This is a genomic window from Streptomyces sp. NPDC020422 (genome assembly GCF_044386705.1).
Lineage (GTDB): Bacteria > Actinomycetota > Actinomycetes > Streptomycetales > Streptomycetaceae > Streptomyces.
Genome location: NZ_JBIRVJ010000002.1, coordinates 660,271 through 685,271, shown reverse-complemented (window position 1 = coordinate 685,271; position 25,001 = coordinate 660,271). Strand labels below are relative to the sequence as shown.

The window sequence follows — 25,001 nt, the reverse complement described above, 5'->3', positions numbered from 1 at the left end:
CGGCGGCCGGGGGCCCGGGCCCGGGCTCCTGGACCCGGGGCTCCTGGGCCAGGCGGTGCCGGGCCTGGCAGCGGCGCCGTGCTCGCGGGGGCGTGCCCACCTGTTCCGCCCGAGCGGAACGTGTGCCCGCAACCGGGCCGGTTAGATTGGGGGCGTGTTCTCCCGTCTTTCGCGTCCTCGGGCGCTTCTCGTCTGTGGTCTGCCCGTCGTCGTGCTGTTCGCCGTCGCCGGGCTGGCGCCCTTGCCGTTCTCGATCGCGCAGCCGGGGTCGACCGCCGATGTGCTCGGCAAGGACCAGGGGCGTGAGGTCATCACCGTCTCCGGCGTCCCGGTCCGGCCGACCGAGGGCCAGCTGCGGATGACGACGATCCTGGCGACCGGGCCTTCGGAGGACATCGACCTCGGCGAGGTGGCCGACGCCTGGTTCCGTACGGACCGGGCGGTGCTGCCGCGCGAGTCGGTCTACCCGTCGGGCAAGTCCGACAAGGAGATCGAGGAGCGCAACCTCGGGCAGATGAAGGAGTCGCAGGACGCGGCCTCCCTCGCCGCCCTCGGCTATCTGAAGCTGGACCCGAAGAAGGTCAAGGTCGAGCTGCACCTCGCCGATGTCGGCGGGCCCAGCGCCGGGCTGCTGTTCTCCCTCGGCATCGTCGACAAGATCGACGGGGACGGGGACGGCGGTGACCTCACCGGCGGCCGGACCGTCGCCGGTACGGGCACCATCACGCCCGACGGGAAGGTCGGCGCGGTCGGCGGGGTGTCCCTGAAGACGCAGGCCGCCGCGCGGGACGGGGCCACCGTCTTCCTCGTACCGAAGGACGAGTGCTCCCAGGCGCAGGCCGAGCTGCCGAAGGGGCTGCGGCTGGTGCCGGTCACCGCGCTCAGCGACGCGGTGTCGTCCCTGAGGGCTCTTGAGCAGGGGCAGGAGTCGAAGGTTCCGAGCTGCTGACCTCCGGCCCCTCGGCGGGGGCCGCGGCGGGGGCGTCCATCCCGCGCCAGGACGGGAATATCAGCGGGGAGAGCGTGGCCAGGAAGTAGAGCGCCGCGTAGCTCAGCAGGGCCGTGGTGATGCCGGCCCGCTCGACCAGGTAGCCCGCCGCCACGCCGCCGAGCGGGGTCGTCAGCAGGACGCTCGCCGTGCTCGCGCCGCCGACGCGGCTGCGGAGCTCCTCGGGGACCGTCTCGTAGAAGAGCGTGGTGAGGATCGGGTTCAGGACCCCCGCGCCGAGACCGCCGAGCGCCATCGCCACGAGCAGCGGTGGGGTGGTGTCCGTGAAGGCCGCGACCACCGCCGAGGGGGCTCCGGCGAGCACGAAGCCCAGCGTGAGGACCGGGCGGCGCGGGAAGCGCTGGCCCACCGCCCCGTAGAGCAGCGCCCCGAGCAGGGCGCAGCCGCCGAAGGTGGCGACGAGCAGGCCGATCGAGGCCGCGCCGCCGAGCTCCTCGCGGGCGTGCACGGGGAGCAGCACCGCGCTCCAGCTCTGGCTCAGACCGTTGGTGACCATCACCATCAGGTTGATCCCGAGCAGCAGCGGGGTGTGCAGCAGGAAGGAGTAGCCCGCGCGCAGGTCGGAGCGGTAGGTGGCGAGGGAGAGCGGCGGGGCGTCGCGGAGCGGTTCGGCGGAGGGGATCCCGCGCAGGCCCCCGAGGACGAGCAGGGCCGAGACGCCGAAGGTGGCGGCGTCCACGTACAGCACCGTGTCCGCGCCGATGAGGGCGACGAGGAGGCCGGCGAGCGCGGCGCCGGCCATCCGGGCGCCCCGGGAGACGGCGTCGTAGAGGCTGGCCGCGCGGGACAGCGGGGTGCCGGCGTGGCGGGCGAGGTCGGGAATGAGGACGCTGCGGGCGGTCTCGCCCGGCGCGTGGAAGAGGCCCGTGACGCCCATCAGCGCGCACAGCATCCAGAACCGGAGCAGACCGGCCTGGTTGAGCAGCGGGATCGACGCGAGGGCCAGGGCGCAGACCAGGTCGGAGGCGACGGAGACGCGGCGGCGGCCGATCCGGTCGATGACGGGGCCGCCGCAGATGGCCGAGACGATGACCGGCACGGCGGCGAAGAAGGCGACGAGACCGGCCTTCCCCGGGCTCCCCGTGGTCTCCAGGGCGAACCACGGGACGCCGATGAGCGTGAGCGAATTGCCGCTGATGGAGATGGTGTTGGCGGCCAGGACGGTGGCCAGGGGCGTGCGTGAGGGCGGGCGTGCGGGCGAGTGTGAGTCCGTGTGTGCGGATGCGTGCGGGTGCACGGTGGTTCCCCCCGTTGTGGCTGCTTCAGGCGGCTGCGCAGATGGTGTGCTGGTCCTGGTCGGGTCGGCGGCGGTCAGTTCTCGCCGTGCTGGGGAAAGGCGTGGAGGTGCATCCGGATGCGCTGGGTGTCGGCGGCCCCGCGGTCCTCGTCGGTCCGGTACTCGTTGATGAGGGCGTGCAGCCGCTCGTCGAGCTCGCGCAGCCGCTCCGGGGACAAATGGAGCGTGAAGTCGCTCATGTCGGAGGCACCGAGCCAGACGTCGGGCCACTGGTGCCGGGTGCCGAGGTAGGTGTTGAGCTCCTGGGTGTGGATGGTCGCTATCTCGTGGAGGTAGACCTCGACGGCGCCCTGGACCTCCGGGTCCGGGTTCCTGTACAGCGCCTCGTCGAAGGTCGTGCCCTGCGCCACCGCCTTCCACCAGCGCTCGCGGCCCTTGCCGAGCTCCGGGGCGTCCTCGACGAAGCCGTGGGCGGCCAGCCGGCGCAGGTGGTAGCTGGTGGCGCCGCTGGACTCGCCCAGCCGCTCGGCGAGCTGCGAGGCGGTCGCGGGGCCGTGATGGCGCAGGGAGCGCAGCAGCTGGATGCGCAGGGGATGCGCGAGTCCGCGCAGTGAGCGCGGGTCGAGCAGCCTGTTGCCGAGCGGCGTGAGCTCGCCCGCGGGCGCGGATGCAGGCGGGCCCGCGGATGCAGGCGAGCCGGCGGGCGCAGGCGCGGGCGCGGTCTCGCGCCCGGTCTCGGGCTCGGGCTGAGGGGGGTGGCCGGTGTCGGGCTTCTCGGGCATGACTCGACCATAGAGTTGCAAAGAAGTCTCTGCAACGGTTTTTTGCAGAGACTTCTTTGCAACTCCCTCGGAGTCCTTTCGCGCCCTACGCCCCGTCCCCCGCCGCCTGCTCCACCAGCGGGATGATCCGCAGCGGCACCGGGTTCTCCATCACGATCGCCGTGGACGCCCGGACGATGCCGTCGAAGCCGACGACCCGGTCGATCACCCGCTGGAGGTCCGCGTTGGAGCGGGCCACCAGCCGGCACAGCATGTCCCCGTGGCCCGTGGTCGTGTGCAGCTCCAGGACCTCCGGGACGGTCGCCAGGTGGCCCCGGACGTCCGCGCCCTGGCCCTGCTTGATCTCCAGGGTCGCGAAGGCCGTGACCGGGTAGCCGAGCGCCGCGGGGTCGACCTGGGGGCCGAAGCCGCGGACCACGCCGTTCGACTGGAGGCGGTCGAGGCGCGCCTGGACCGTCCCTCGCGCCACTCCGAGGCGGCGCGAGGCCTCCAGGACCCCGATCCGCGGCTCCTCCGCGAGGAGCACGATGAGTCGTCCGTCCAGATGATCGATCGCCACGGCGGCCTCCCGATGGTCATCATGTACAAGTCGCACGTCGATGGTGGCGTACTGCTGGGCAGATTGACCAGTGGAACAAGAAACTATTGCGCAGCTTGCCGGACGGCGCGACGCTGCTGTCATGACTGAGACCATCGATCACACCCCGACCACCGCGCGTGAGGCCGACCCCTTCCCGGTGAAGGGAATGGACGCGGTCGTCTTCGCCGTCGGCAACGCCAAGCAGGCCGCGCACTACTACTCCACGGCCTTCGGCATGAAGCTGGTCGCCTACTCCGGACCGGAGAACGGCAGCCGCGAGACCGCCAACTACGTCCTCACCAACGGCTCCGCCCGTTTCGTGTTCACCTCCGTCATCAAGGCCACCAGCGACTGGGGCCGCTTCATCGACGAGCACGTCGCCGCGCACGGTGACGGTGTCATCGACCTGGCGATCGAGGTGCCGGACGCCCGCGCCGCCTACGCCCACGCCGTCGAGCAGGGCGCCACCGGCCTCGTCGAGCCGTACGAGCTCAAGGACGAGAACGGCACCGTCGTCCTGGCCGCCATCGCCACGTACGGCAAGACCCGCCACACCCTCGTCGACCGCTCCGGCTACGACGGCCCCTACCTGCCCGGCTACGTCGCCGCGCAGCCGATCGTCGAGCCGCCGGCCAAGCGCACCTTCCAGGCGATCGACCACTGCGTCGGCAACGTCGAGCTCGGCAAGATGAACGAGTGGGTCGCGTTCTACAACAAGGTCATGGGCTTCACGAACATGAAGGAGTTCGTGGGCGACGACATCGCGACCGAGTACTCGGCCCTGATGTCGAAGGTCGTCGCCGACGGCACCAAGAAGGTCAAGTTCCCGATCAACGAGCCGGCGATCGCGAAGAAGAAGTCGCAGATCGACGAGTACCTGGAGTTCTACGGCGGCCCCGGTGTCCAGCACATCGCGCTCGCCACGAACGACATCGTCGCCACCGTGCGCGCGATGCGGGCCGCCGGCGTCGAGTTCCTGTCCGTCCCGGACGCGTACTACGACACCCTCGGCGAGTGGGTCGGCGACACCCGCGTGCCGATCGACGAGCTGCGTGAGCTGAAGATCCTCGCCGACCGCGACGAGGACGGCTACCTGCTGCAGATCTTCACCAAGCCGGTCCAGGACCGCCCGACCGTCTTCTTCGAGATGATCGAGCGGCACGGCTCGATGGGCTTCGGCAAGGGCAACTTCAAGGCCCTGTTCGAGGCGATCGAGCGCGAGCAGGAGAAGCGCGGCAACCTCTAAGGCCGCCGCCCTCAGACAGGGGCCCGGCCCGGGTGACCATCCCCGGGGCCGGGCCCTTGCCCACGTCCCGGGCGGTTACGGGGGGCCGCCCGGGGCCTTCTTCCGCTCCTCCGCGCGTTCGTTCTGCCCGGCGTCCTTGGGGAGCTCGTCCGCGCCCTCGTTCCGGCGCACGTCCTTGGGGAGTTCGTCCGACGGGTCCCCCAGCGCCTTGAGGGCCTCCTTCGCGCGCGGGGCGAGCAGCGGGGAGAACCAGGGGTTGATCCGCAGGGCCTCCGCGAGATGGCGGCGGGCCGGCCCCGACTGCTCCAGGGCCCGCTCGATCTCCCCGAGGTGGTACGAGAAGAGCGCGCTGCGCAGTCCCTCGTCGGTGGCCCGCTTCGCGTACTCCAGGGCCTCCTTGGGCTCGCCCGACCGGTACAGCGCCCAGCCCAGCGCGTCCGCCACCGCCAGCGAGCGGTGGCCCTCGGCCCACTCCGCGCGCAGCAGCCGGACGCCCTCCGCCGGGTCGCCGTGGTCCGCCGCGAGCAGCCCCAGGGCCACCTCCGCGCGCGGCAGGCGCCCGTTCCGCAGGCGCTCGTACAGGCCCTGCGCCTGCGCGTCCCGGTCCAGCGACTCGGCCAGTTCGCCCGCCTCCAGGAGGTACTCCGGCAGCGGCAGCCGCGCCAGCGCCGCCTGCCAGTCGCGCAGCGCCTCGCCGGTCCCGCCGAGTGCCGCCCGGGCACGGGCGCGGCCCGCCAGGGACGGGGCGTGGTCCGGGACGAGGCCGAGCGCCGCCCCGTACTGAGCCAGCGCCTCCGCCGGCTCGCCCCGCTCCCACGCCAGGTCGCCGAGCCGGGCCAGCGCCGCCGCCTTGTCCGCGCCCGTCTCCGCGAGCGCCACCGCGTCCAGGGCCGCCGCGCCCGCGTCCTCGCGCCAGCCCCGGTTGCGGTACAGCTGGGCCGAACGGCCGCTGACGGCCGACCCGGAGTGCAGTTCGGCGAGGGTCTCCGCCGCCTTCTGCGCCGCCCGGTGGTCGCCGAGGCCCTCGTACGCGTCGATCAGCACCGGATACGCCGACCAGCGCTTCGGGTTCGCCTTGCGCACCCCCTCGCCCCAGCGCTTCGCCGCACCGAAGTCGCCCCGCGCGTTCGCCAGGGCCGCCAGGCCCACCTGCGCGTCCAGATTGCCGCGGGCGGCCGGCAGGACGGCGAGGGAGCGCTTCAGGGCGGCCTCGGCCCGCGGGAAGTCCGCCGCGTCCGCGCGCCGCAGCCCCCGCTCCGTATAAGCCGCGCCGAGCACCGCCCATGACGCGTCGTCACCGGGGTGGGCCTTCAGCCACTTCTCCCGGTCGCCGATCAGCGCGACCAGATCCGGCAGCGCCGCCTGCGCCCCGGCGTGCGCCGCGCTCGCAGCCCGCTCGGCGGGACCGGGCACGGGGCGCGGCGGCCGGTCGGTCAGCTCGGGCAGGTACAGCAGCGCCGTCGCGGCGAGCACCGCGCCCACCCCGCAGGCCAGCACCGTCCTCGACACGTTCTCGCTCTTCATGGCGCTCACTGTGCGCCCGCGGGCGGCTGTACGAAGAGCACACGAGCACCCGTCCCGGCGGGTTCACACCGATGGCCCCGGGTGCCACGCTGGAACCATGGACGATCTTCAGCAGGACGATCTTCAGGCGCGGCTGCACCGCATGCTGCGCACCGGGCTCCCCGCCGAGGCGCTGCTCACCGACCCGGACGTCACCGCCTCGTACGCGCACGACATGGCGAGCTTCTGCACGGCCGGCACCCCCGCGGCCGTCGTGCTCCCGCGCACCGTCGAGCAGGTCCAGCACGTCATGCGCACGGCGACCGAACTACGCGTGCCCGTCGTCCCGCAGGGCGCCCGCACCGGTCTGTCCGGCGGCGCCAACGCCTCCGACGGCTGCATCGTGCTCTCGCTGGTCAAGATGGACCGCATCCTGGAGATCAACCCGGTCGACCGGATCGCCGTCGTCGAACCGGGCGTGATCAACGCCGTGCTCTCGCGGGCCGTCGCCGAACACGGCCTGTACTACCCGCCGGACCCCTCCAGCTGGGAGATGTGCACCATCGGCGGCAACATCGGCACCGCGTCCGGCGGCCTGTGCTGCGTGAAGTACGGGGTCACCGCCGAGTACGTGCTCGGTCTGGACGTCGTGCTCGCCGACGGGCGCCTGCTCAGGACCGGTCGGCGCACCGCCAAGGGCGTCGCCGGATATGACCTGACCCGCCTCTTCGTCGGCTCCGAGGGCAGCCTCGGCATCGTCGTCGGCGCGGTGCTCGCGCTGCGGCCGCAGCCGCCCGTGCAGCTCGCCCTGGCCGCCGAGTTCCCCTCCGCGGCCGCCGCCTGCGAGGCCGTCTGCGCGATCATGGAGCGCGGCCACACGCCGTCGCTGCTCGAACTCATGGACGGCACCACCGTCCGGGCCGTCAACAAGCTGGCCCACATGGGGCTGCCGGACACCACGGACGCCCTGCTCCTGTGTGCGTTCGACACCCCGGATCCGGGGGCCGACCTGGCCGCCGTCGCGGAGCTCTGCCGGGCGGCCGGGGCCACCGAGGTCGTACCGGCCGAGGACGCCGCCGAGTCCGAACTGCTGCTCCAGGCGCGCAGGCTGTCGCTCACGGCCCTGGAGACGATCAAGAGCGCGACCATGATCGACGACGTGTGCGTGCCGCGCACCAGGCTGGCCGCGATGCTGGCCGGCACGGCCGCGATCGCGGAGAAGTACGGGCTGACCATCGGCGTCTGCGCGCACGCGGGGGACGGCAACACCCATCCCGTCGTCTGCTTCGACCACGCCGACGAGGACGAGTCGCGGCGGGCGCGGGAGTCCTTCGACGAGATCATGGCGCTCGGGCTCGAGCTGGGCGGCACGATCACCGGCGAGCACGGGGTGGGCGTGTTGAAGAAGGAGTGGCTGGCGAGGGAGTTGGGACCGGTGGGGCTGGAGCTGCAGCGCGGGATCAAGCAGACCTTCGACCCGCTGGGGCTGCTGAACCCGGGCAAGCTGTTCTGACCGTCGGGGCGGGTCCGACCGGCCGGGCGCATCCGGCCCTCCGGGCGGTGCTGACGGCGGCTCCTGCCGCCGGGAGCCCTCCGGTCGTTCCGGGGTCCTCCGTACGGGGGTCACAGCTCGCCGTCCGTGGACTCGTCCGACGGCCACGGGTCGCGCAGCCACAGCTCGTCGCCGACCACGGTGGTGGCGAGGAGCTCGGCGAGACCGTCGTCGATGCCGAGCTGCTCGGTCTCGGTGCCCGGCGGGACCACGCGCAGGGTCCGCTCGAGCCAGGCGGACACCTGCGCGGAGGGCGCCTCCAGGAGGGCGTCGCCGTCGGGGGAGGAGAGCGCCATCAGGATGACGTTGCGGCCCTCGACCTTCGTCGGCCAGATCCGCACGTCGCCGTGGCCGCAGGCCCGGAAGACGCCCTCCACGAGGAGTTCGCGGGCGAAGGTCCAGTTGACCGGGTACTCGGAGCCGACGTGGAAGGTGATGTGCACGGCGTACGGGTCGTCGACGCGGTACGCGAGGCGCGCGGGGACGGGGATGGAGCGCTCGGGGGAGAGGACGAGCTTCAGCTCCAGCTCGCGCTCGACGACGTTGTTCTTCTCGGTGTTCTGCATGGCGTCCGCCTCTCTCGGTGGGGGCCCGTGGGTGGGCCTTCACCGGGAGAGAGGGGGGTCGGGCGGATCCATTACGCGACTTCGGAGAAGTTTCCGAAGATTTTTTTTCGGGGGCCTCCGGTGCGCCCGTGGGCGGGGGCCCGAGGATCACTCTGCGTGACGAAATCCGGGATCCGTCCCCCGAAGGCGGCCTTTCTGCCGGGCTCCTTGTCCCCCCGGCGGCGTTCTTCGTTACTGTCCTCCTTGGGCGCGGCGCGGTCGGGGCGCGGCCGCGCGGATCAAAGGCGTTGTGACTGAACGGAGTCGGGGCAGTGGCTACTCCTCCTGGAGGCGGCGGAGAGGTACCGCAGGCGGGCTACTACCCGGATCCGTCGATCCCCGGGTACATCCGGTACTGGAACGGCGGCGCCTGGGTGCCCGGCACCAGCCGCCCGGCCCCCAAGGAGGGCGAGGCCCTGCCGGCCCCGCCCGTCTCGGTCGCGCCCCAGCTGGCCCCGAGCCCGGCCCCGGCCCCGCAGCTCCCGTCCGTCCCCGCGGTCGAGGAGACGGGCCCGCTCTTCTTCGACGAGGAGCCCGAGCCGTCCGCCCCCGCCCAGGAGCCCGCCACGGCCTGGCACGCGACGACCTCCCTCCAGACGGGCTTCGGCGGCGAGCGCGACCAGAAGGTCTCGTGGGGGCGGCCCGACGAGCCGGCCCCGGCGCGGGAGTCCTCGCCGCAGGAGCCCCCGGCCCAGGAGCTCCCCGCCGACCCGAGGTCCGCCGCCGCGGCGGCCTGGCCCCAGGCGGGAGCGGCCGCGGCCGACCCGCGCACGGCCGACCCGCGCGGGGCCGAACCGCACCGGGCCGAACCGCACCGGGCCGCACCGGAGCAGGCCGCCGCGCGGGCTCCGGAGACCCCCCAGGCTCCGCGGACCCCCCGTACGCCGCGGCCCCTGCTGGCTCAGGGGCCCGTCGGCGCCCCCGAGACGAGCGCTCCCGTCTGGCCCGCGGCCGGCGGCCCTGCGGACCCGCAGGCGGCCGTCCCGGCCCAGTCCGCGCCGGCCCAGTCCGCCTCCGCCGCCCCGGCGGTCGCCGCCGGCGCCGGCCAGGCCCCCGCGGCCACGCCCGCGCGGCTCGGCGGGATGCCCGTGACACCGTCCTGGTCCCAGCAGCCGCAGGCACCACAGGCCCAGGCCCAGCCCCCGCAGGCCGTACAGCCGCAAGCACAGCCGCAACTGCAGCCGCAGCCCCAGCCGCAGCCGCAGCAGGCCCAGCAGCCCCACCCTTCCCCCCACATCCCTCAGCCCCAGCAGCCGCAGCAGGCTCACCAGCCCCAGCAGGCCGCCCAGGACCCCCAGCCCGTCCTCCCCTGGAAGCCCCCCGTCGAGGACGTCTTCACGTCCGCGGCCCGGGCGCAGGCCGCCGCCCGCCCGGCAGGCCTCGGGAAGCGGCTGGTGGCGCGGCTCGTCGACACGCTGCTGCTCGGGGCGGTCGTCGGGGCCGTGTCGTATCCGTTCGTCACGGGCGCCATCGAGCACATCGACGGCAAGATCGAGGCGGCCAAGCAGTCGGGCGTCACCGTCCAGGTGTGGCTGATCGACTCGACGACCTCGGTGCAGTTCGGCATCGTCCTGGCCGCGTTCCTCGTGCTGGGCGCCCTGTACGAGGCGCTGCCCACGGCCAAGTGGGGCCGGACGCTCGGCAAGAAGCTGTGCGGGATCGAGGTGCGGGACATCGAGGCGCACGAACCGCCCACGTTCGGCGCCGCCCTGCGCCGCTGGCTGGTCTACGGCGTCCTCGGGCTGATCGCGCTCGGCGTGCTCAACGTGCTGTGGTGCCTGTTCGACCGCCCGTGGCGGCAGTGCTGGCACGACAAGGCGGCCCGCACGTTCGTCGCCGGCTAGTCGGCTAGTCGGCTGGTTGGCTGGTCGGCTGGTCGGCTGGCCGGAACGTCCGGCCGGCCGCAGGTTCTGCCGCTCGCCCGCTCGCCCGCTCGCCCGCTCGCCCGCTCAGCCGCTCCCGGTGTTGTTCTTGCTGAGCACGAGGTTGGTGGACCACCCGTCGCCGAACTTGATGTTCTGCTGCGCGTCGTCGTAGGTGTACACCCCCGCCAGCGGAAGGGTCTCCCCGGGGCCCGCCGACTGGAGGACGCCGCAGACCTCACCGACGGAGTTCACGGGGCTGTCCTTCATGGTGGTCATCGCGTCCAAGGGGGCCAGCTTCGCCTTCTCCGCGGGCGAATTGGAGGCCACGCTGATGACGAGCACCCCGGTGACGTCGTTGTCGACCAGCCGCTTCTGTGTCGCCTTGACGGTGGCCCGGTCCTCGGGCAGGAAGTCGTCGGCCACCGTCGGGTCGTCCACGGCCTTGAGCGACCAGCCGGGGTCGTTCTTGACCTGACCGCCCGCCAGCGTGTCGAGGATCGGGCGCGCGTGGTCCGTGGTGATGGCGTAGTACTGCCCCTGGACGTCGCCGCTCGAGCCCAGCACGTTGATCCCGACCACCTTGTCGTCGGCGTTGAGCAGGGGCCCGCCGGAGTTGCCCGGGTTCACGGTGGCCGAGTGCTGGATGGTGGAGGGGTAGATGGGGAACGAGGTGGACGGCTCCGCGTTCTGGACGCTCGGGTTCTGGACGGAGCCGCTCGTGAAGGAGGGCTTCTGGGTGTCGTCCTGGCTGCCGAGGGACTGGGGGAAGCCGAGGGCGACGACCGTGTCGGCCGCCTGGACGTCCTTGCTGTCGCCGAACTCCATCGCTTTCAGGTCCGACTGCGGCGAGGTGAACGCCAGCACGGCCAGGTCCTCGCAGGGGTCGATGCCGACCACCCGGACCGGCGCCGCCGGCCGGTCGCCGACGGCGGCCTTCAGCGACGCCTCCCCCTGCACCACATGCGCGGCCGTGGCGATGAGCCCCTTGTCGGCGTCGTAGACGAACCCGCTGCCGGATCCGAGTTTCCCGATGACGTGGACGGTGCTGGGTGCGGACCGCTCGTAGATCTCCTTGGGATCCAGGTTGTCCGCGTAGGCCCACGAGCTGCCGGTCGTCAGACCGAGTACCAAGGCCGCGGCTCCGACCGCAGCACTCCTTGCGCGCGCTTTCATGAGATTGCCGCCCTTCCCGCGACAAAAACCCCCTCTTCAGGCTAGGTCCGGGCCGAGGAGCGGTCCTGTACAGCGATCAAGATTTGAACGGACAACCATCCGCCTGTCGCGCCTCTCCCACCCCGTCCCCCGAACGGGCGGCGATCTTTTGCGGGGCTCCGGCCCCCGGGGTGCACTGCCCCCATGAGCAACGACCAGCCGCCGCCGCCCCCGGGTCAGCCGCCCGAAGACGACCCGTTCGCCAAGCGTCCGCCGGGACCCCCGCCCGGCGGCCCCCCGCCCGAAGGGCCTCCGCCGGGACCTCCGCCGCCGGGGAACCCGTACGACAGCATGCCGCCCCCGCCCCCGCCCTACGGCGGCTACGGCGGTGGGTACGGCGGGACCGACCCGCTGTCGGGGATGCCGCCGCTCGCCGACTCGGGGCGGCGCATCGCCGCGCGGATCATCGACTGGCTGATCATCGCCGTACCGTTGGCGATCATCGGCATCCCGTTCGACATCTACCAGCGCGTCACGGACGACGACAACTTCGACGCCACCGTCAACAGCCTCAACGGCGGCGGTCAGCTCGCCTTCCAGCTGATCACGATCGTCGCGTACGTCGCCTACGACACGGTGATGACCGCCAAGGGCGGGCAGACCCTCGGCAAGAAGCTCATGAAGCTGCGGGTCGCGATGCTCAACGACGGCTCCACACCGCCGATGAACGCCGCGCTCATCCGCGCGGTCGTGCTGTGGCTGCCCGCGCTGATCTGCTGCGCCTGCCTGTGGCCGCTGCTCCTGCTGATCCTGATCCTGGTCGACAAGCCCTACAAGCAGGGTCTGCACGACAAGGCGGCCAAGACCGTGGTGGTCTCGGTCCCGCAGTGAGCGGGGGAGCTACGAACGGATCCGGGTATCGGCCCCGGCGCCCACGGGCGCGGCCGGCACCCGGATCTCTTCGTTCCCGCCGGTGCCCCCGGTCGTCTCCCTGCCCGCCTCCCCGACCGTCTCCCCTGAGGGCCCGGCGTCGGAGGGCTTGACGGGCCGCGTCCGTACCGGCATCGTCACCGCCACCAGCACCCCGAGGATCAGCCCCGCGGCACAGATCGCCGCGATGCCGAGCGTGGTGGTGGTGCCGGAGAGCAGCAGCAGGGCGACCGTCGCGAGTACGACGGTGGCCGAACCGTAGGCGGACTGTGCGGCGTTCGGACGCTGCATGACGGGTACCGTCCCTCGGGCGAGTGGCAATGGGCGACTCTACGACGGTGGATGCCCGAGCGGAACCGGAAGTAAGCGTGACCTAACCCACGGTGCGGATGCACAGGGGGCGCAGGGGCGCACGATGCGCCGTCCGTCGCCCGCCCGACGCCCCGCCCGGTCCCGGGGACCCCTTGTGCCCGCGTCCGACTATCGGAAATGCACTCCTACATAGTGCAGTTGGTCTGTTCAAGTCAAGATCTGTCTTTTCTCTTCCGACTCCGGTCGAATGTCGTCACTTGTGACGCGCGCGTACCGCCGAACGGACACCCCACACCGGTCCGTGGCGAGGAGCGCCGGGGAGGACAAATCCAAGTGACCAACAGACGACGGGCGATCCGAGCGTCCGCAGTCGTCGTGGCGCTCGCGGCCACCGCCGCGACCGCCTCGACCTTCACCACCGCCTGGGCCGACAATCACGGCAGTGCTCCGGTGGCCGGTGCGCAGACCGTCGACAAGACGACGGTCGACCACGACCTCGAGGGCCCGTTCAGCAAGCAGCAGGAGCAGCAGCGCGAGGCTGCCCTGGAGCAGGTGCTGAACGGCGAGACCAAGGTCGAGAGCCGCAACGGCTCGCAGGTGGTCAAGCTCGACAACAAGAAGTACGTCGAGCTCGGCCGCGAGAAGACCGACAAGATCTTCACCATCCTCGTCGAGTTCGGCGACCAGGTCGACAACACGACCCTGGTCGACCGCAAGGACGACGACACGGACGAGCTCAAGCCGAAGTACGGCGGCGAGCCCGGCCCGCTGCACAACCGCATAGCCAAGCCCGACCGTGCCAAGGACAACTCCACGGCCTGGCAGGCGGACTACAACCAGCAGCACTTCCAGGACCTGTACTTCGGCACCGGCAAGGACGCCAAGGGCCAGCCGAAGCACTCCCTGAAGACCTTCTACGAGCGCACCTCCTCCGGCCGCTACTCGGTCGACGGCGAGGTCTCGGACTGGGTCAAGGTCCCGTACAACGAGGCCCGCTACGGCTCGAACTACTGCGGCGACCACAACTGCGCCAACGTCTGGGACACCGTCCGCGACGGCGTCAACGCCTGGGCGGCCGACCAGAAGGCCAAGGGCCGGACCGACGCCCAGATCAAGGCGGACCTGGCGCAGTACGACCAGTGGGACCGCTACGACTTCGACGGCGACGGCAACTTCAACGAGCCCGACGGCTACATCGACCACTTCCAGATCGTCCACGCGGGCGAGGACGAGTCGGCCGGCGGCGGCGCCGAGGGCACCAACGCCCTGTGGGCCCACCGCTGGTACGCCTACGGCACCAACGCGGGCAAGACCGGCCCGGCGAACAACAAGGCCGGCGGCACCCAGATCGGCGACACCGGCATCTGGGTCGGCGACTACACGATGCAGCCCGAGAACGGCGGCCTCGGCGTCTTCGCCCACGAGTACGGTCACGACCTCGGTCTGCCGGACCACTACGACACCTCCGGCGGCGAGAACTCCACGGGCTTCTGGACCCTCATGTCCTCCGGCTCGTGGCTCGGCACCGGCAAGGACGCCATCGGCGACCTGCCCGGCGACATGACCGCGTGGGACAAGCTGCAGCTCGGCTGGCTGAACTACGCCAAGGTCAACGACTGGCAGCGCGGCACCAAGACCACCCACAAGCTGGGCGTCTCGGAGTACAACACCAAGAACCCGCAGGCGCTCGTCGTCGAGCTGCCGAAGAAGACGGTCACCACCGACGTCGTGGCTCCCGCCGAGGGCGCCACGCAGTGGTGGAGCAACATGGGTGACGACCTCAAGAACACCCTGACCCGCTCCGTCGACCTGACCGGCAAGAGCGCCGCCTCCCTGGAGCTCCAGGGCTGGTGGGACATCGAGCAGGACTACGACTACCTGTACGCCGAGGTCTCCACCGACGGCGGTGCCAACTGGACCGCCCTCGACGGCACCGCCGACGGCAAGGCCCTGCAGAAGGACGCCTCCGGCGCCCCGGCCCTGACCGGCTCCTCCGGCGCGCACCAGAAGCTGGTGTACGGCCTGGACGCCTACGCGGGCAAGAAGTTCGACCTGCGCTTCCGCTACCAGACGGACGGCGGCGCGGGCGGCAAGGGCTTCACCGCCGACGCCATCACGCTGACCGCGGACGGTGCCGCCGTCTTCTCGGACAACGCCGAGAACGGTGACAACGGCTGGGTCGCCAAGGGCTTCTCGCGCATCGCGGGCGGCTTCGCCAAGGAGTACGAGCAGTACTACATCGCGGAGAACCGTCAGTACGTCTCGTACGACAAGACCCTCAAGGTCGGCCCGTACAACTTCGGCTTCACCGGTGACAAGGCCAGCTGGGTCGAGCACTACCCGTACCAGAACGGCCTGCTCATCTGGAAGTGGGACCTGTCCCAGAAGGACAACAACACCTCCCAGCACCCGGGTGTCGGCCGCGTCCTCCCGATCGACGCCCACCCGAGCCCGCTGAAGTGGTCGGACGGCACGCTGATGCGCGCCCGCGTCCAGGCGTACGACTCGCCGTTCAGCCTCTCCCGCACGGACGGCTTCGCGCTCCACAACAAGGGCGTCGCCACCTGGGTCCCGTCCCAGGCCGGCAACCCGGTATTCGACGACCACAAGGGCGTGTACTGGTTCAAGGAGACCGCGCGCGCCGGTGTCCAGGTAACTGACACCAACACCAAGATCCAGGTCGTCAAGGAGCCGGCCGACGGCCAGACGATCACGGTCCAGGTGGGTCCCTCGGTGAAGTAGTGACGAACTAGTTTTACATCGTCGCAGGTCAGGCCATGATCGGCCGTCGCCCTCTAGCGGGCGGCGGCCGATCGTGTTTAGGTGCGTCTTACGGCCTCGCGCCGCCCGACCTTATTGACAGTCGTTCCACGGGGGAGTGGTTCCGCATGCCCAACGGAGGGTTCTGCAGATTGCCCGGAGGCAGCGTCGTCGTCGCCATAGGGCTGCCCAGCCCGGCCGGCGACGGGGCCACCGTCCGCTTCCTGGTGCACGCCGCGAACCGAGCCCGCGCCCTGACCCGGCTGCGGAACCTGGGCCTGCGGGCGGTCTATCTGAGGGGCAACACCGAGCCCCCGACCCCGGACGAGATCACGGCCGTCCTGCACCACCCGGACGGGCTGCTGTGGCGGATCACCGCCCAGGAGCTCTGGCACTCCATACGCTCGCTCCCGAAGGAGCCCGCCGCCTAGAAGGGCGGGGGAGGAGGCTGAGAGGGCCGGGAAACCGGGGGGACCGGACAGGCCGGGAAGGCCGGCAGCCGCGCCGAGGCCGGACCGGCCGCGTCGGCGGCTCGACCCGGCCCCGCGTCGCCTCCGGCACGCCCGATCAGTAGTACATGAACGTGGGGATCAGGCCGCCACCGCTGGGATTCGGAATCGTCACCAGCTCGCCGGGGCCGACGCCCCTGCTGTTCGCGACGTTGACCACGTCGTACACCGAGCCGTAGTTGCCCATCCAGTGCCACGAGGCTTCCTTCTTGGACTTGCAGGCGCTGGCGAGCTCGATGCCCTGCTGGGCGGTGAGGACCTGGTCGGCCCCCGGCTTGTAGCAGGCGGCGGCCGGCGCCGCCGGAGCCTGCGGGGCGGGTGCGGCGGAAGCCGGAGACGCCAGGCCGATCAGCAGTGCCGCGGGTGCGGCCGCGACGGCCAGCGTGCGAAGTCGGTTCATGGTTGACCTCCCTAGCGGGCCCCCTGTCTCGGCACCGGGATCCGGACCGAGATCTGCACCGACCGTAGGGTCGCCGGATGGCGTACGGCCATTCGGACGCGTCCGTTCGGGTGACGCCGCGGTGCCGACCCGAGGGTTCCCTCGGGTGCCACCGAAGGGGCTCTGACCTGGGGATTCGCCGGACGGTGGTCCCCAGGCGGCCGGAGGCGACCCGCTCCTCGCGCGCTTGCGCCCTAGGCCCCGGTGACCACCGGCTTGCCGGTCAGTTCCACGCCCGCCGTCCGCAGCTCCTCCAGCGCGCGCTCGGTGGTCTCCTTGGCCACCCCGGCGGTCAGGTCGAGCAGCACGTGGGTGCGGAAGCCCGCGCGGGCCGCGTCCAGGGCGGTGGCCCGGACGCAGTGGTCGGTGGCGATGCCGACCACGTCGACCTCCGTGACGTCCCGGGCGCGCAGCCACTCGTCCAGCGGGACCCCGTTCTCCTCGCGCCCCTCGAAGCCGCTGTACGCCGCCTCGTAGGCGCCCTTGTCGAAGACCGCGTCGATGGCGCCGCTCGCCACCACCGGCGCGAAGTTCGGGTGGAAGCCGACGCCCTCGGTTCCGGCCACGCAGTGCCGCGGCCAGGAGTCGACGTAGTCGGGCCGCTCCGAGAAGTGCGCGCCCGGGTCGACGTGGTGGTCGCGGGTGGCGACGACGTGCCGGTAGGAGGAGCCCGCCGCCTGGCCGACCAGGTCGGTGATGGCGGCGGCGACGTCGGCGCCCCCGGCCACCGCGAGGCTGCCGCCCTCGCAGAAGTCGTTCTGTACGTCCACGACGATCAATGCGCGGTGCATGGCGGGTGTCCTTAGCGAAGGGGCCGGGGTCGGGTTTCGAGCGTTTCGAGCCTAGAGACTTCCCCCTCCGCGCGGGAGGGGGCGCTCTGGGGCGTTACGCGTACTCCGTCGGCAGCACCGGCTCGCCGCGGGACAGCTGGATCGCGGACATCGGCAGCCCGGCCCGGGCCGTGATGTGCCGGGACCGCGCCGCCTCCAGCGGCTCGCGGGCCACCACGTCGCCGCCCTTGACCAGCTCCACCAGCAGCTGCCGGTCGACGAGCTCGGGCGGGACGGGGCCGGTGCCGACGACCTCGGCCTCGGCGATCCCGGCGGCGTCCGTGCGGCGGGCGGCCCACTTGCGGCCGCCGATGGAGGCCTTGCCGCCGACCGACTTCTTGGCGACCGGGATCAGCGGGGCCTTCGGGTCGGCGGAGGAGGCCCGGGCGACCAGCTTGTAGACCATCGAGCAGGTCGGGTGCCCGCTGCCGGTGACCAGCTGGGTGCCCACCCCGTACGCGTCGACCGGCGCCGCCGCGAGCGACGCGATGGCGTACTCGTCGAGATCGGAGGTGACCACGATCTTGGTGTCCCGGGCGCCCAGCTCGTCGAGCTGCGCCCGCACCCGGTGGGCGACGAGCAGCAGGTCGCCGGAGTCGATCCGGACCGCGCCGAGCCCGGGACCCGCCACCTCGACGGCGGTACGGACGGCCTCGGCCACGTCGTAGGTGTCGACCAGGAGGGTGGTGCCGCTGCCCAGCGAGTCGACCTGGGCCCGGAAGGCGTCGCGCTCGGTGTCGTGCAGCAGGGTGAAGGCGTGCGCGGAGGTGCCGACGGTCGGGATGCCGTAGCGGAAGCCGGCCGCCAGGTCGGAGGTGGAGTCGAAGCCGCCCACGTAGGCGGCGCGCGAGGAGGCGACCGCGGCGAGCTCGTGGGTGCGCCGGGCGCCCATCTCGATGAGCCGCCGGCCGCCCGCGGCGGCCGACATCCGGGAGGCGGCGGCCGCGATGGCGGAGTCGTGGTTGAGGATCGACAGGATCACGGTCTCCAGGAGCACGCACTCGGCGAAGGAGCCCTCGACCCGCAGCACCGGCGAGCCCGGGAAGTAGACCTCGCCCTCCGGGTAGCCCCAGATGTCGCCCGAGAAGCGGTAGCCGGCGAGCCACTGCAGGGTCGGCTCGTCGACGATCCCCCGTTCGCGCAGGAAGCCGAGCACCCCGGCGTCGAAGCGGAAGTTCTCCACGGCGTCCAGGACCCGCCCGATGCCCGCCACCACGCCGTAGCGCCGCCCCTCGGGCAGCCGGCGGGTGAAGACCTCGAAGACGGACCTGCGGTCCGCGGTGCCGGCCCGGAGGGCCGCCTGGAGCATCGTCAGCTCGTACTGGTCGGTGAAGAGCGCCGTCGACGGAACGTCCACCGGCAGCCCAAGGTCCGCAGCGTTCATAGGAGGATGCTACCGCAGTATTCGTCACTCTGACGAATAGGGGCGCGCCGTAGGTGACCCGTTTGTGCGGCTGGCCGGTCAGGGTGGCAGCATGGGGTAAGTGAGCGTTGCGCCTATCGAGATCGAACGGACCGAATCGGCCGAGGAGGTCTCCGCCGTCGTCGAACCCGACGTGCCCTGGGTGACCCTCGTGCACAACGACCCGGTCAACCTGATGAGCTATGTCACCTACGTCTTCCAGGCGTACTTCGGCTACTCCAAGGACAAGGCGCACAAGCTGATGCTCGACGTGCACAACAAGGGACGCGCGGTGGTCTCCAGCGGCACCCGCGAGGAGATGGAGCGGGACGTGCAGGCGATGCACGGCTACGGGCTGTGGGCGACCCTCTCCCAGGACCGCGGCTGATGGCCGGCCGCTTCGAGGCGCTCCCGGGCGGCGGTGCCGCCGTCGCGCTCGACGAGGTCGAGATCTCCATCCTCCGCTCGCTCGCCGTGCAGCTCATGGAGCTGATCGGCCCGGGCGACGAGCCCGTGGAGGGCGAGGACCCGCTGGCCGCCCTCTTCGCCGAGGGGCCGAGCGAGCCGCCCTCCGACCCTGCGCTGCGCCGGCTCTTCCCGGACGCGTACGGCGACGACAGCGACGAGCTGCGGCAGGCCGCCGCCGACTTCCGCCGCTACACCGAGAACGACCTGCGCGCCCGCAAGCGCGAGGACGCCCTCCACGTGGTCCGCAGCCTCGACGCCCTCTCCGCGGACGCGGCGGGCGAGAGCGGCGCCGTCCTCAAGCTCGCCCCGGACGACTCCAGGGCCTGGCTGGGCGCGCTCAACGACCTGCGGCTGACCATCGGCACCCGGCTGGAGGTCGAGGACGACGACGAGAGCGAGCGGCTCTACCGGCTGCCCGACTCCGACCCGCGCAAGCCGATGGTGATGGCGTACCTGTGGCTCGGGGCGCTCCAGGAGTCGCTCGTCGAGACGCTGATGCCGTAGGGCCTGCCCGGCACTGTCCACCCTTCGGACGGTGTTCGCTCAGCGGACGCTCAAATCCGGATAACGAATACGTTATTCAACTGCCCGACTTGTCCTATTGGTTCCTTTTCCTTCCTGTTTTCGTGTGGCGCACGTCACTTGGGCCCGGGCGGATCACTGTGAACGCCGTGATAAATCTTCACGACCACTCGGGCACGCCACCCCTGTTCCCGAGGGCGCTTGGGCCGGCTGACCGCCGGTAGCACTCCATCCATATCCGGGGGGATCAGGACCTGATCCGCGGCAGACGCACTCGCAGTCGCGCGGATCGGCATGGAGAAAGGCGCACCACCATGACCTCAGTGCAGGTCGACAAGCAGCACGACGGCAATGAGGCCGCGGACACCGCCTCGGGCGAGGGCTATCACCGGGCACTCGGTGCCCGCCAGATCCAGATGATCGCGATCGGCGGCGCCATCGGCACCGGCCTCTTCCTCGGCGCGGGCAAGGGCATCTCGATCGCGGGACCCAGCCTGATCCTCGCCTACGCCATCGCCGGCCTCGTCATCTTCTTCATCATGCGGGCGCTCGGCGAACTCCTCATGTACCGACCGGTGTCGGGCTCCTTCTCGGAGTACGCCCGCGAGTTCATCGGCCCCTTCGCGGGCTTCGTGACCGGCTGGACGTACTGGCTCTTCTGGGTCGTCACCGGCATCACCGAGGTCACCGCCGCGGCCACCTACATGACGTACTGGTGGGACATCCCGCAGTGGCTCTCCGCCCTGGTCTTCACCGTGATCCTCTACGGCGCCAACCTGATCTCCGTGAAGCTCTTCGGTGAGCTGGAGTTCTGGTTCTCCATGGTCAAGGTCACCGCGATCGTCGGCATGATCCTGATCTGCGCCGGCATCCTCACCCTCGGCTTCTCCGACGCCGGCGACACCGCCTCCGTCACCCACCTGTGGGACCTCGGCGGCTTCTTCGCCGGCGAGAACGGCATCGGCTCGACGCTGATGACCCTGCAGATGGTCATGTTCGCCTTCCTCGCGGTCGAGCTGGTCGGTGTGACGGCGGGCGAGTCGAAGGACCCGAAGACGGTCCTGCCGAAGGCGATCAACACCGTGCCGTGGCGCATCGCCGTCTTCTACGTCGGCGCGCTGATCATGATCCTGTCGGTCGTCCCGTGGACCGAGTTCAAGCCGGGCGTCAGCCCGTTCGTCGCGGCCTTCGAGAAGATGGGCCTCGGCGTCGGCGCCGCCATCGTCAACTTCGTCGTCCTGACGGCCGCCCTGTCCTCCTGCAACTCGGGCATGTACTCCACCGGCCGCATGCTGCGCGACCTCGCGCTCAACGGCCAGGGCCCGAAGGTCTTCACCCGGCTCACCAAGTCCGGCACCCCGCTGGTCGGCACCACGGTCTCGGCCGGGCTGATGCTGGTCGGCGTCGGGATCAACTACCAGTGGCCCGGCGAGGCGTTCAACTACGTCGTCTCCTTCGCCACCATCTCCGGCATGTGGGCCTGGATCGTCATCCTGATCTGCCAGATCCGCTACCGGACCAAGGCCGACCGCGGCGAGCTGCCCCAGTCCTCCTTCAAGGCACCGGGCGGCATCTGGTTCAGCGTCTTCTCGCTCGCCTTCCTCGTCATGGTCATCGTCACCATGGGGATGGACAAGGACAACCGGGTCGCGCTGTACGGCGCACCGGTGTGGGGCCTGATCCTCGCCGTCTCCTATCTGGTCCTCAAGGCCCGCAACCCCGAGGGCGCGGCCTTCGCCAAGCGGGTCTGACCCCGGGTCGACCTCGCGCCGACCTCGCGCCGGCCTCCGGCTGAACCGTGGCTGACCTGCGAAGTCTCACCATGCGGGCCGTTCCGTACCAAACCCCGGTACGGAACGGCCCGTCTGCTTATCCTGTCGGCATGCTGACCATCACCCGGGCCCTGTACGACCAGATCGTGGAACACTCCCGCGCGGACCACCCCGACGAGGCCTGCGGCGTGGTCGCAGGGCCGGTCGGCAGCGGCCGCCCCGAGCGCTTCATCCCGATGCTCAACGCGGCGCGCTCGCCCACCTTCTACGAGTTCGACTCCGCCGACCTGCTCAAGCTCTACCGCGAGATGGACGACCGGGACGAGGAGCCCGTGATCGTCTACCACTCGCACACGGCGACCGAGGCCTACCCGTCCCGCACGGACATCTCCTACGCCAACGAGCCGGGCGCCCACTACGTCCTGGTCTCCACCGCCGACACCGACGGCGCCGGCCCCTTCCAGTTCCGCTCCTTCACGATCGTCGAGGGCGTCGTGACGGAGGAGGAGGTCAAGATCGTCGAGGCCTACGAGTGATCATGCGAGACTGACCGGACCAACGGGCGGCAGGACCCAGGAAGCCGGTGCGAATCCGGCACGGTCCCGCCACTGTGACCGGCCCCCGACCAGGGCCGGAAGCCAGGAACTGACCTGCCGCCTGCCACCACCGACCGGGGACGTGGAGATCCCCGTCAGGAGGCTCGTCCCGTCATGTCCTGGCGCCGCCCGCTGCTGCCCGCCGCCGTCCTGATACCCCTGCTCGCCGCCTGCTCGGCGCCCGCGAGCACCCCCGCCGGCGGCAAGGCCGCCCCCGGCTTCCCGTACACCGTCACCAACTGCGGGGTGACCACCACCTACCAGGCCCCGCCGAAGCGCGCGGTGACCATGAACCAGCACGTCACCGAGATCATGCTCGCCCTCGGCCTGGAGAAGTCCCTCGCCGGCACCGCCTACCTGGACGACGCCGTCCTCCCCGCGTACAAGAAGGCCTACGACGGCGTCCCCGTCCTCGCCAGGGAGTACCCCTCCAAGGAGGCCCTGCTCGCCGCGAACCCGGACTTCGTGTACGGGGGATACGCCTCCGCCTTCGACGCCAAGGCCGGCCGGAGCCGCGACGACCTCAAGCGCTCCGGCATCGACTCCCGCCTCAACACCGAGTACTGCCCCACCGGCGCCACCCGCCTCGACGACCTCTACCGCGAGGTCACCGAGGTCGGCCGCACCTTCGGCGTGCCCGACCGGGCCGAGGCCTGGACCCGCCGGGCCCGGGCCGACGTCGCCGCCGCCGAGCAGCGCCTGAAGGGCACCCGGCCCGTCTCCGTCTTCGTCTACGACAGCGGCGACAAGACCGCGTTCACCGCCGGCGGCAAGGGCATCGGCAACGAGCTGATCACCCGCGCCGGCGGCCGCAACGTCTTCGCCGACCTCGACAAGACCTTCGGCGACGCCACCTGGGAACAGGTCGTCGCCCGGCGGCCCGACGTGATCGTCATCTACGACTACGGCTCCACGACCGTCGAGCAGAAGAAGCGCCGCCTCCTCGACGACCCCGCCCTGCGCGAGGTCCCGGCCGTCAGGAACCGCCGCTTCGCCGTGCTGCCGCTCTCCGACGCCGTCCTCGGCGTCCGCGCCCCCGCCGCCGTCGGCAAGCTGGCCGCCCAGCTCCACCCCGCCGCACGATGAGCCGGCTCCGCCACGCCTCCGTCGTCGCCGGACTGCTCGTCGCGCTCGCCGCGGCCGTCCTCGCCGCCCTCGCGCTCGGCTCCGTCCGCATCCCGCCCGGCCAGGTCCTCGACGCCCTGACCGGGCGGGCCGGCCCCTCCCCGTACCGGACGATCGTGCTCGACGTCCGGCTGCCCCGGGTGCTGCTCGGCGCGGTCGTCGGCGCCGGGCTCGCCGTCGTCGGCGCCGTCCTCCAGGCCCTGGTCCGCAACCGGCTCGCCGACCCGTTCCTGCTCGGCATCTCCTCCGGGGCCTCGGCGGGGGCCGTCCTCGTGCTGGTCCTGGGCGGCGGCGCCGGCATCGTCGGCGGCGTCACCACCACCGTCGCCCTGCCCGCCGGGGCCTTCGCGGGCGCCCTGCTCTCCCTCGTCCTCGTCTACGCCCTGGCCCGGCGCGGCGGCACCATGACCGGCGCCCGGCTGGTCCTCGCCGGGGTGGCCGTCTCGTACGTCCTGTCCGCCCTCACCACCCTGCTGCTGGTCCTCGCCGGACGGCCCGAGCAGTTCCAGGAAGCCCTCTTCTGGTCCCTCGGCGGACTCGGCAGCGCCCGCTGGGACGGCCTGCTGCTGCCCGCCGCCGTCCTCGCCCTCGGCATCGGCGCCCTGCTCACCCTCGCCCGCCCGCTCGACCTGCTGCTCGTCGGCGAGGAGGGCGCCACCGTCCTCGGCCTGGACACCGCCCGCTTCCGCGCGGTCGTCTTCGTCCTCGCCTCCCTCGTCACCGCCGTCATGGTCGCGGCCAGCGGAGCCGTCGGCTTCGTCGGCCTGATGGTCCCGCACGCCGCCCGCATGGCCGTCGGCGCCCCGCACCGGCGCCTGCTGCCGGTCGCCGCGCTCGGCGGGGCGCTCGCCCTGGTCCTCGCCGACCTGGCCGCCCGCACCGTCGCCGCGCCGCAGGACATCCCCGTCGGCGTCCTCACCGCGCTGACCGGCGGCCCCTTCTTCCTCTGGCTGATGCGCCGCCGCGCGGACGGAGCGCCCGTATGAACCCCCGCCCGACCGAACTGCGCGTGGAGTCCCTCTCGTACGAGGGACGCCTCCACGCCGCCGACCTCGTCGCCCGCCCCGGCGAGACCGTCGGCCTCGTCGGCCCCAACGGCAGCGGCAAGACCACCCTGCTGCGCTGCGTCTACGGCACCCTCACCGCCACCTCGGGCCGCGCCCTCCTCGACGGCGACGACCTCCACGCGCTGGGGCCGCGGGCGCGGGCCCGCCGGGTGGCGACCGTGCCCCAGGAGAGCGCCGTCGAGTTCGAGCTGACCGTCCGCGAGCTGGTCGCCCTCGGACGCTCCCCGCACAAGCGCTTCTGGGAGGGCGACACCGAGCGGGACCGGGCGCGGGCGGACGAGGCCCTGGACCGGGTCGGCATCCTGGACCTGGCCGACCGCCCGTACCCCGGCCTCTCCGGCGGCGAGAGGCAGCGCGCGCTGGTCGCCCGCGCCCTCGTCCAGGAGCCGGCGCTGCTCGTCCTGGACGAGCCGACCAACCACCTGGACATCCGCTACCAGCTGGAAGTCCTCTCCCTCGTGCGCGACTTGGGCACCACGAACCTGCTGGCGCTGCACGACCTGACCCTGGCGGGGGCCTACTGCGACCGGCTGTACGTCCTCAAGGAGGGCCGGGTGGTGGCCGAGGGAGCGCCCGGCGAGGTGCTCACACCCGAGCTGCTGTCGACCGTCTACGGGGTGGAAGCCGAGGTCATCCCGCATCCGGCCACGGGCACGCCCCTGGTCGTCTACCTCCCTCGTCCGTCCATTGGTCGGAAACTGTCCGTCATGTGAGATCACATTCCGGAACCCGGACCGG

24 protein-coding genes and 1 riboswitch are annotated in these 25,001 nt (G+C 71.8%); of the genes, 14 read left to right on the top strand and 10 right to left on the bottom strand.

Features of this window, described 5'->3' with window-relative positions:
• Window positions 1–154: 154 nt before the first annotated feature.
• The gene (locus ACH414_RS07145; protein ID WP_386564726.1) at window positions 155–949 is read left to right on the top strand and encodes a S16 family serine protease; all 795 of its coding nucleotides are present in this window, start codon (window positions 155–157) and stop codon (window positions 947–949) included.
• Here ACH414_RS07145 and ACH414_RS07140 read toward each other — a convergent pair.
• The 3 genes from ACH414_RS07140 to ACH414_RS07130 form a co-directional block, all read right to left on the bottom strand.
• Window positions 882–2,246 (bottom strand): MFS transporter, encoded by a 1,365-nt coding sequence (locus ACH414_RS07140; RefSeq protein ID WP_398941052.1) that lies wholly within the window; start codon window positions 2,244–2,246, stop codon window positions 882–884. The two genes, ACH414_RS07145 and ACH414_RS07140, sit on opposite strands and share 68 nt — an antisense overlap.
• Before the next feature lie 74 nt (window positions 2,247–2,320).
• Window positions 2,321–3,028: an ArsR/SmtB family transcription factor gene (locus tag ACH414_RS07135; RefSeq protein ID WP_398941050.1), complete on the bottom strand. Its 708-nt coding sequence runs from the start codon at window positions 3,026–3,028 to the stop codon at window positions 2,321–2,323.
• 85 nt (window positions 3,029–3,113) lie between these two features.
• The gene (locus ACH414_RS07130; RefSeq protein ID WP_382535912.1) at window positions 3,114–3,587 is read right to left on the bottom strand and encodes an Lrp/AsnC family transcriptional regulator; all 474 of its coding nucleotides are present in this window, start codon (window positions 3,585–3,587) and stop codon (window positions 3,114–3,116) included.
• Between the two features lie 121 nt (window positions 3,588–3,708).
• On the opposite strand from ACH414_RS07130, the gene hppD reads away from it, so the two are divergent.
• Window positions 3,709–4,854 carry a 4-hydroxyphenylpyruvate dioxygenase gene (hppD, locus tag ACH414_RS07125; protein WP_382535909.1) on the top strand — a complete coding sequence of 382 codons (1,146 nt, stop codon included), beginning with the start codon at window positions 3,709–3,711 and terminating at the stop codon, window positions 4,852–4,854.
• Window positions 4,855–4,929: 75 nt separating this feature from the next.
• Here the strand turns inward: hppD and ACH414_RS07120 are convergent, their stop codons facing one another.
• Window positions 4,930–6,378, bottom strand: coding sequence for a tetratricopeptide repeat protein (locus ACH414_RS07120; protein WP_398941047.1), 1,449 nt, complete (start codon window positions 6,376–6,378; stop codon window positions 4,930–4,932).
• Window positions 6,379–6,475: 97 nt separating this feature from the next.
• Between ACH414_RS07120 and ACH414_RS07115 the strand changes: the two genes are divergently transcribed.
• On the top strand, window positions 6,476–7,870 hold the full coding sequence (locus ACH414_RS07115; protein WP_391768977.1) for an FAD-binding oxidoreductase: 1,395 nt from the start codon (window positions 6,476–6,478) through the stop codon (window positions 7,868–7,870).
• A 110-nt stretch (window positions 7,871–7,980) separates the two neighbouring features.
• Here ACH414_RS07115 and ACH414_RS07110 read toward each other — a convergent pair whose 3' ends face one another.
• Window positions 7,981–8,475, bottom strand: coding sequence for an SsgA family sporulation/cell division regulator (locus tag ACH414_RS07110; protein ID WP_386564717.1), 495 nt, complete (start codon window positions 8,473–8,475; stop codon window positions 7,981–7,983).
• A gap of 311 nt (window positions 8,476–8,786) precedes the next feature.
• Here ACH414_RS07110 and ACH414_RS07105 point away from each other — a divergent pair, with 311 nt between their 5' ends.
• Window positions 8,787–10,358 (top strand): RDD family protein, encoded by a 1,572-nt coding sequence (locus tag ACH414_RS07105; RefSeq protein ID WP_398941044.1) that lies wholly within the window; start codon window positions 8,787–8,789, stop codon window positions 10,356–10,358.
• 105 nt (window positions 10,359–10,463) lie between these two features.
• Here ACH414_RS07105 and ACH414_RS07100 read toward each other — a convergent pair whose 3' ends face one another.
• On the bottom strand, window positions 10,464–11,510 hold the full coding sequence (locus tag ACH414_RS07100) for a S1C family serine protease (protein WP_398941042.1): 1,047 nt from the start codon (window positions 11,508–11,510) through the stop codon (window positions 10,464–10,466).
• Window positions 11,511–11,735: 225 nt separating this feature from the next.
• On the opposite strand from ACH414_RS07100, the gene ACH414_RS07095 reads away from it, so the two are divergent.
• Window positions 11,736–12,422: an RDD family protein gene (locus tag ACH414_RS07095; RefSeq protein ID WP_382535891.1), complete on the top strand. Its 687-nt coding sequence runs from the start codon at window positions 11,736–11,738 to the stop codon at window positions 12,420–12,422.
• Between the two features lie 9 nt (window positions 12,423–12,431).
• Here ACH414_RS07095 and ACH414_RS07090 read toward each other — a convergent pair whose 3' ends face one another.
• On the bottom strand, window positions 12,432–12,752 hold the full coding sequence (locus ACH414_RS07090) for a hypothetical protein (protein ID WP_386564712.1): 321 nt from the start codon (window positions 12,750–12,752) through the stop codon (window positions 12,432–12,434).
• A gap of 354 nt (window positions 12,753–13,106) precedes the next feature.
• Here ACH414_RS07090 and ACH414_RS07085 point away from each other — a divergent pair, with 354 nt between their 5' ends.
• Window positions 13,107–15,515, top strand: coding sequence for an immune inhibitor A domain-containing protein (locus tag ACH414_RS07085; protein WP_382535886.1), 2,409 nt, complete (start codon window positions 13,107–13,109; stop codon window positions 15,513–15,515).
• Between the two features lie 146 nt (window positions 15,516–15,661).
• Window positions 15,662–15,964: a hypothetical protein gene (locus tag ACH414_RS07080; RefSeq protein WP_382535883.1), complete on the top strand. Its 303-nt coding sequence runs from the start codon at window positions 15,662–15,664 to the stop codon at window positions 15,962–15,964.
• Between the two features lie 136 nt (window positions 15,965–16,100).
• Here the strand turns inward: ACH414_RS07080 and ACH414_RS07075 are convergent, their stop codons facing one another.
• The 3 genes from ACH414_RS07075 to ACH414_RS07065 all read right to left on the bottom strand — a co-directional run bounded on the left by ACH414_RS07075 (window position 16,101) and on the right by ACH414_RS07065 (window position 18,695).
• Window positions 16,101–16,442, bottom strand: a complete 342-nt coding sequence (locus ACH414_RS07075) for a hypothetical protein (RefSeq protein WP_382535881.1) — start codon at window positions 16,440–16,442, stop codon at window positions 16,101–16,103.
• A 233-nt stretch (window positions 16,443–16,675) separates the two neighbouring features.
• Window positions 16,676–17,272 carry an isochorismatase family protein gene (locus ACH414_RS07070; protein WP_382535878.1) on the bottom strand — a complete coding sequence of 199 codons (597 nt, stop codon included), beginning with the start codon at window positions 17,270–17,272 and terminating at the stop codon, window positions 16,676–16,678.
• Window positions 17,273–17,366: 94 nt separating this feature from the next.
• Window positions 17,367–18,695 carry a nicotinate phosphoribosyltransferase gene (locus tag ACH414_RS07065; RefSeq protein ID WP_386564705.1) on the bottom strand — a complete coding sequence of 443 codons (1,329 nt, stop codon included), beginning with the start codon at window positions 18,693–18,695 and terminating at the stop codon, window positions 17,367–17,369.
• A 100-nt stretch (window positions 18,696–18,795) separates the two neighbouring features.
• Here ACH414_RS07065 and clpS point away from each other — a divergent pair, with 100 nt between their 5' ends.
• The 7 genes from clpS (at window position 18,796) to ACH414_RS07030 (ending at window position 24,976) form a co-directional block, all read left to right on the top strand.
• The gene (gene clpS / locus ACH414_RS07060; protein ID WP_352080754.1) at window positions 18,796–19,101 is read left to right on the top strand and encodes an ATP-dependent Clp protease adapter ClpS; all 306 of its coding nucleotides are present in this window, start codon (window positions 18,796–18,798) and stop codon (window positions 19,099–19,101) included.
• Window positions 19,101–19,685, top strand: coding sequence for a DUF2017 domain-containing protein (locus ACH414_RS07055; RefSeq protein ID WP_382535871.1), 585 nt, complete (start codon window positions 19,101–19,103; stop codon window positions 19,683–19,685). Before clpS ends, ACH414_RS07055 begins: the two co-directional genes overlap by 1 nt.
• 332 nt (window positions 19,686–20,017) lie before the next feature.
• Complete coding sequence (locus tag ACH414_RS07050) at window positions 20,018–21,454, top strand: amino acid permease (RefSeq protein WP_382535869.1); 1,437 nt, start codon at window positions 20,018–20,020, stop codon at window positions 21,452–21,454.
• 131 nt (window positions 21,455–21,585) lie between these two features.
• The gene (locus tag ACH414_RS07045; RefSeq protein ID WP_382535866.1) at window positions 21,586–22,011 is read left to right on the top strand and encodes a Mov34/MPN/PAD-1 family protein; all 426 of its coding nucleotides are present in this window, start codon (window positions 21,586–21,588) and stop codon (window positions 22,009–22,011) included.
• Window positions 22,012–22,048: 37 nt separating this feature from the next.
• A riboswitch (cobalamin riboswitch) is annotated at window positions 22,049–22,123 on the top strand.
• 62 nt (window positions 22,124–22,185) lie between these two features.
• The gene (locus tag ACH414_RS07040) at window positions 22,186–23,157 is read left to right on the top strand and encodes an ABC transporter substrate-binding protein (RefSeq protein ID WP_382535863.1); all 972 of its coding nucleotides are present in this window, start codon (window positions 22,186–22,188) and stop codon (window positions 23,155–23,157) included.
• Window positions 23,154–24,182 (top strand): FecCD family ABC transporter permease, encoded by a 1,029-nt coding sequence (locus ACH414_RS07035; protein ID WP_382535861.1) that lies wholly within the window; start codon window positions 23,154–23,156, stop codon window positions 24,180–24,182. Before ACH414_RS07040 ends, ACH414_RS07035 begins: the two co-directional genes overlap by 4 nt.
• On the top strand, window positions 24,179–24,976 hold the full coding sequence (locus ACH414_RS07030; protein WP_382535858.1) for an ABC transporter ATP-binding protein: 798 nt from the start codon (window positions 24,179–24,181) through the stop codon (window positions 24,974–24,976). The genes ACH414_RS07035 and ACH414_RS07030 overlap by 4 nt, the downstream gene beginning before the upstream one ends.
• Window positions 24,977–25,001 lie beyond the last annotated feature (25 nt).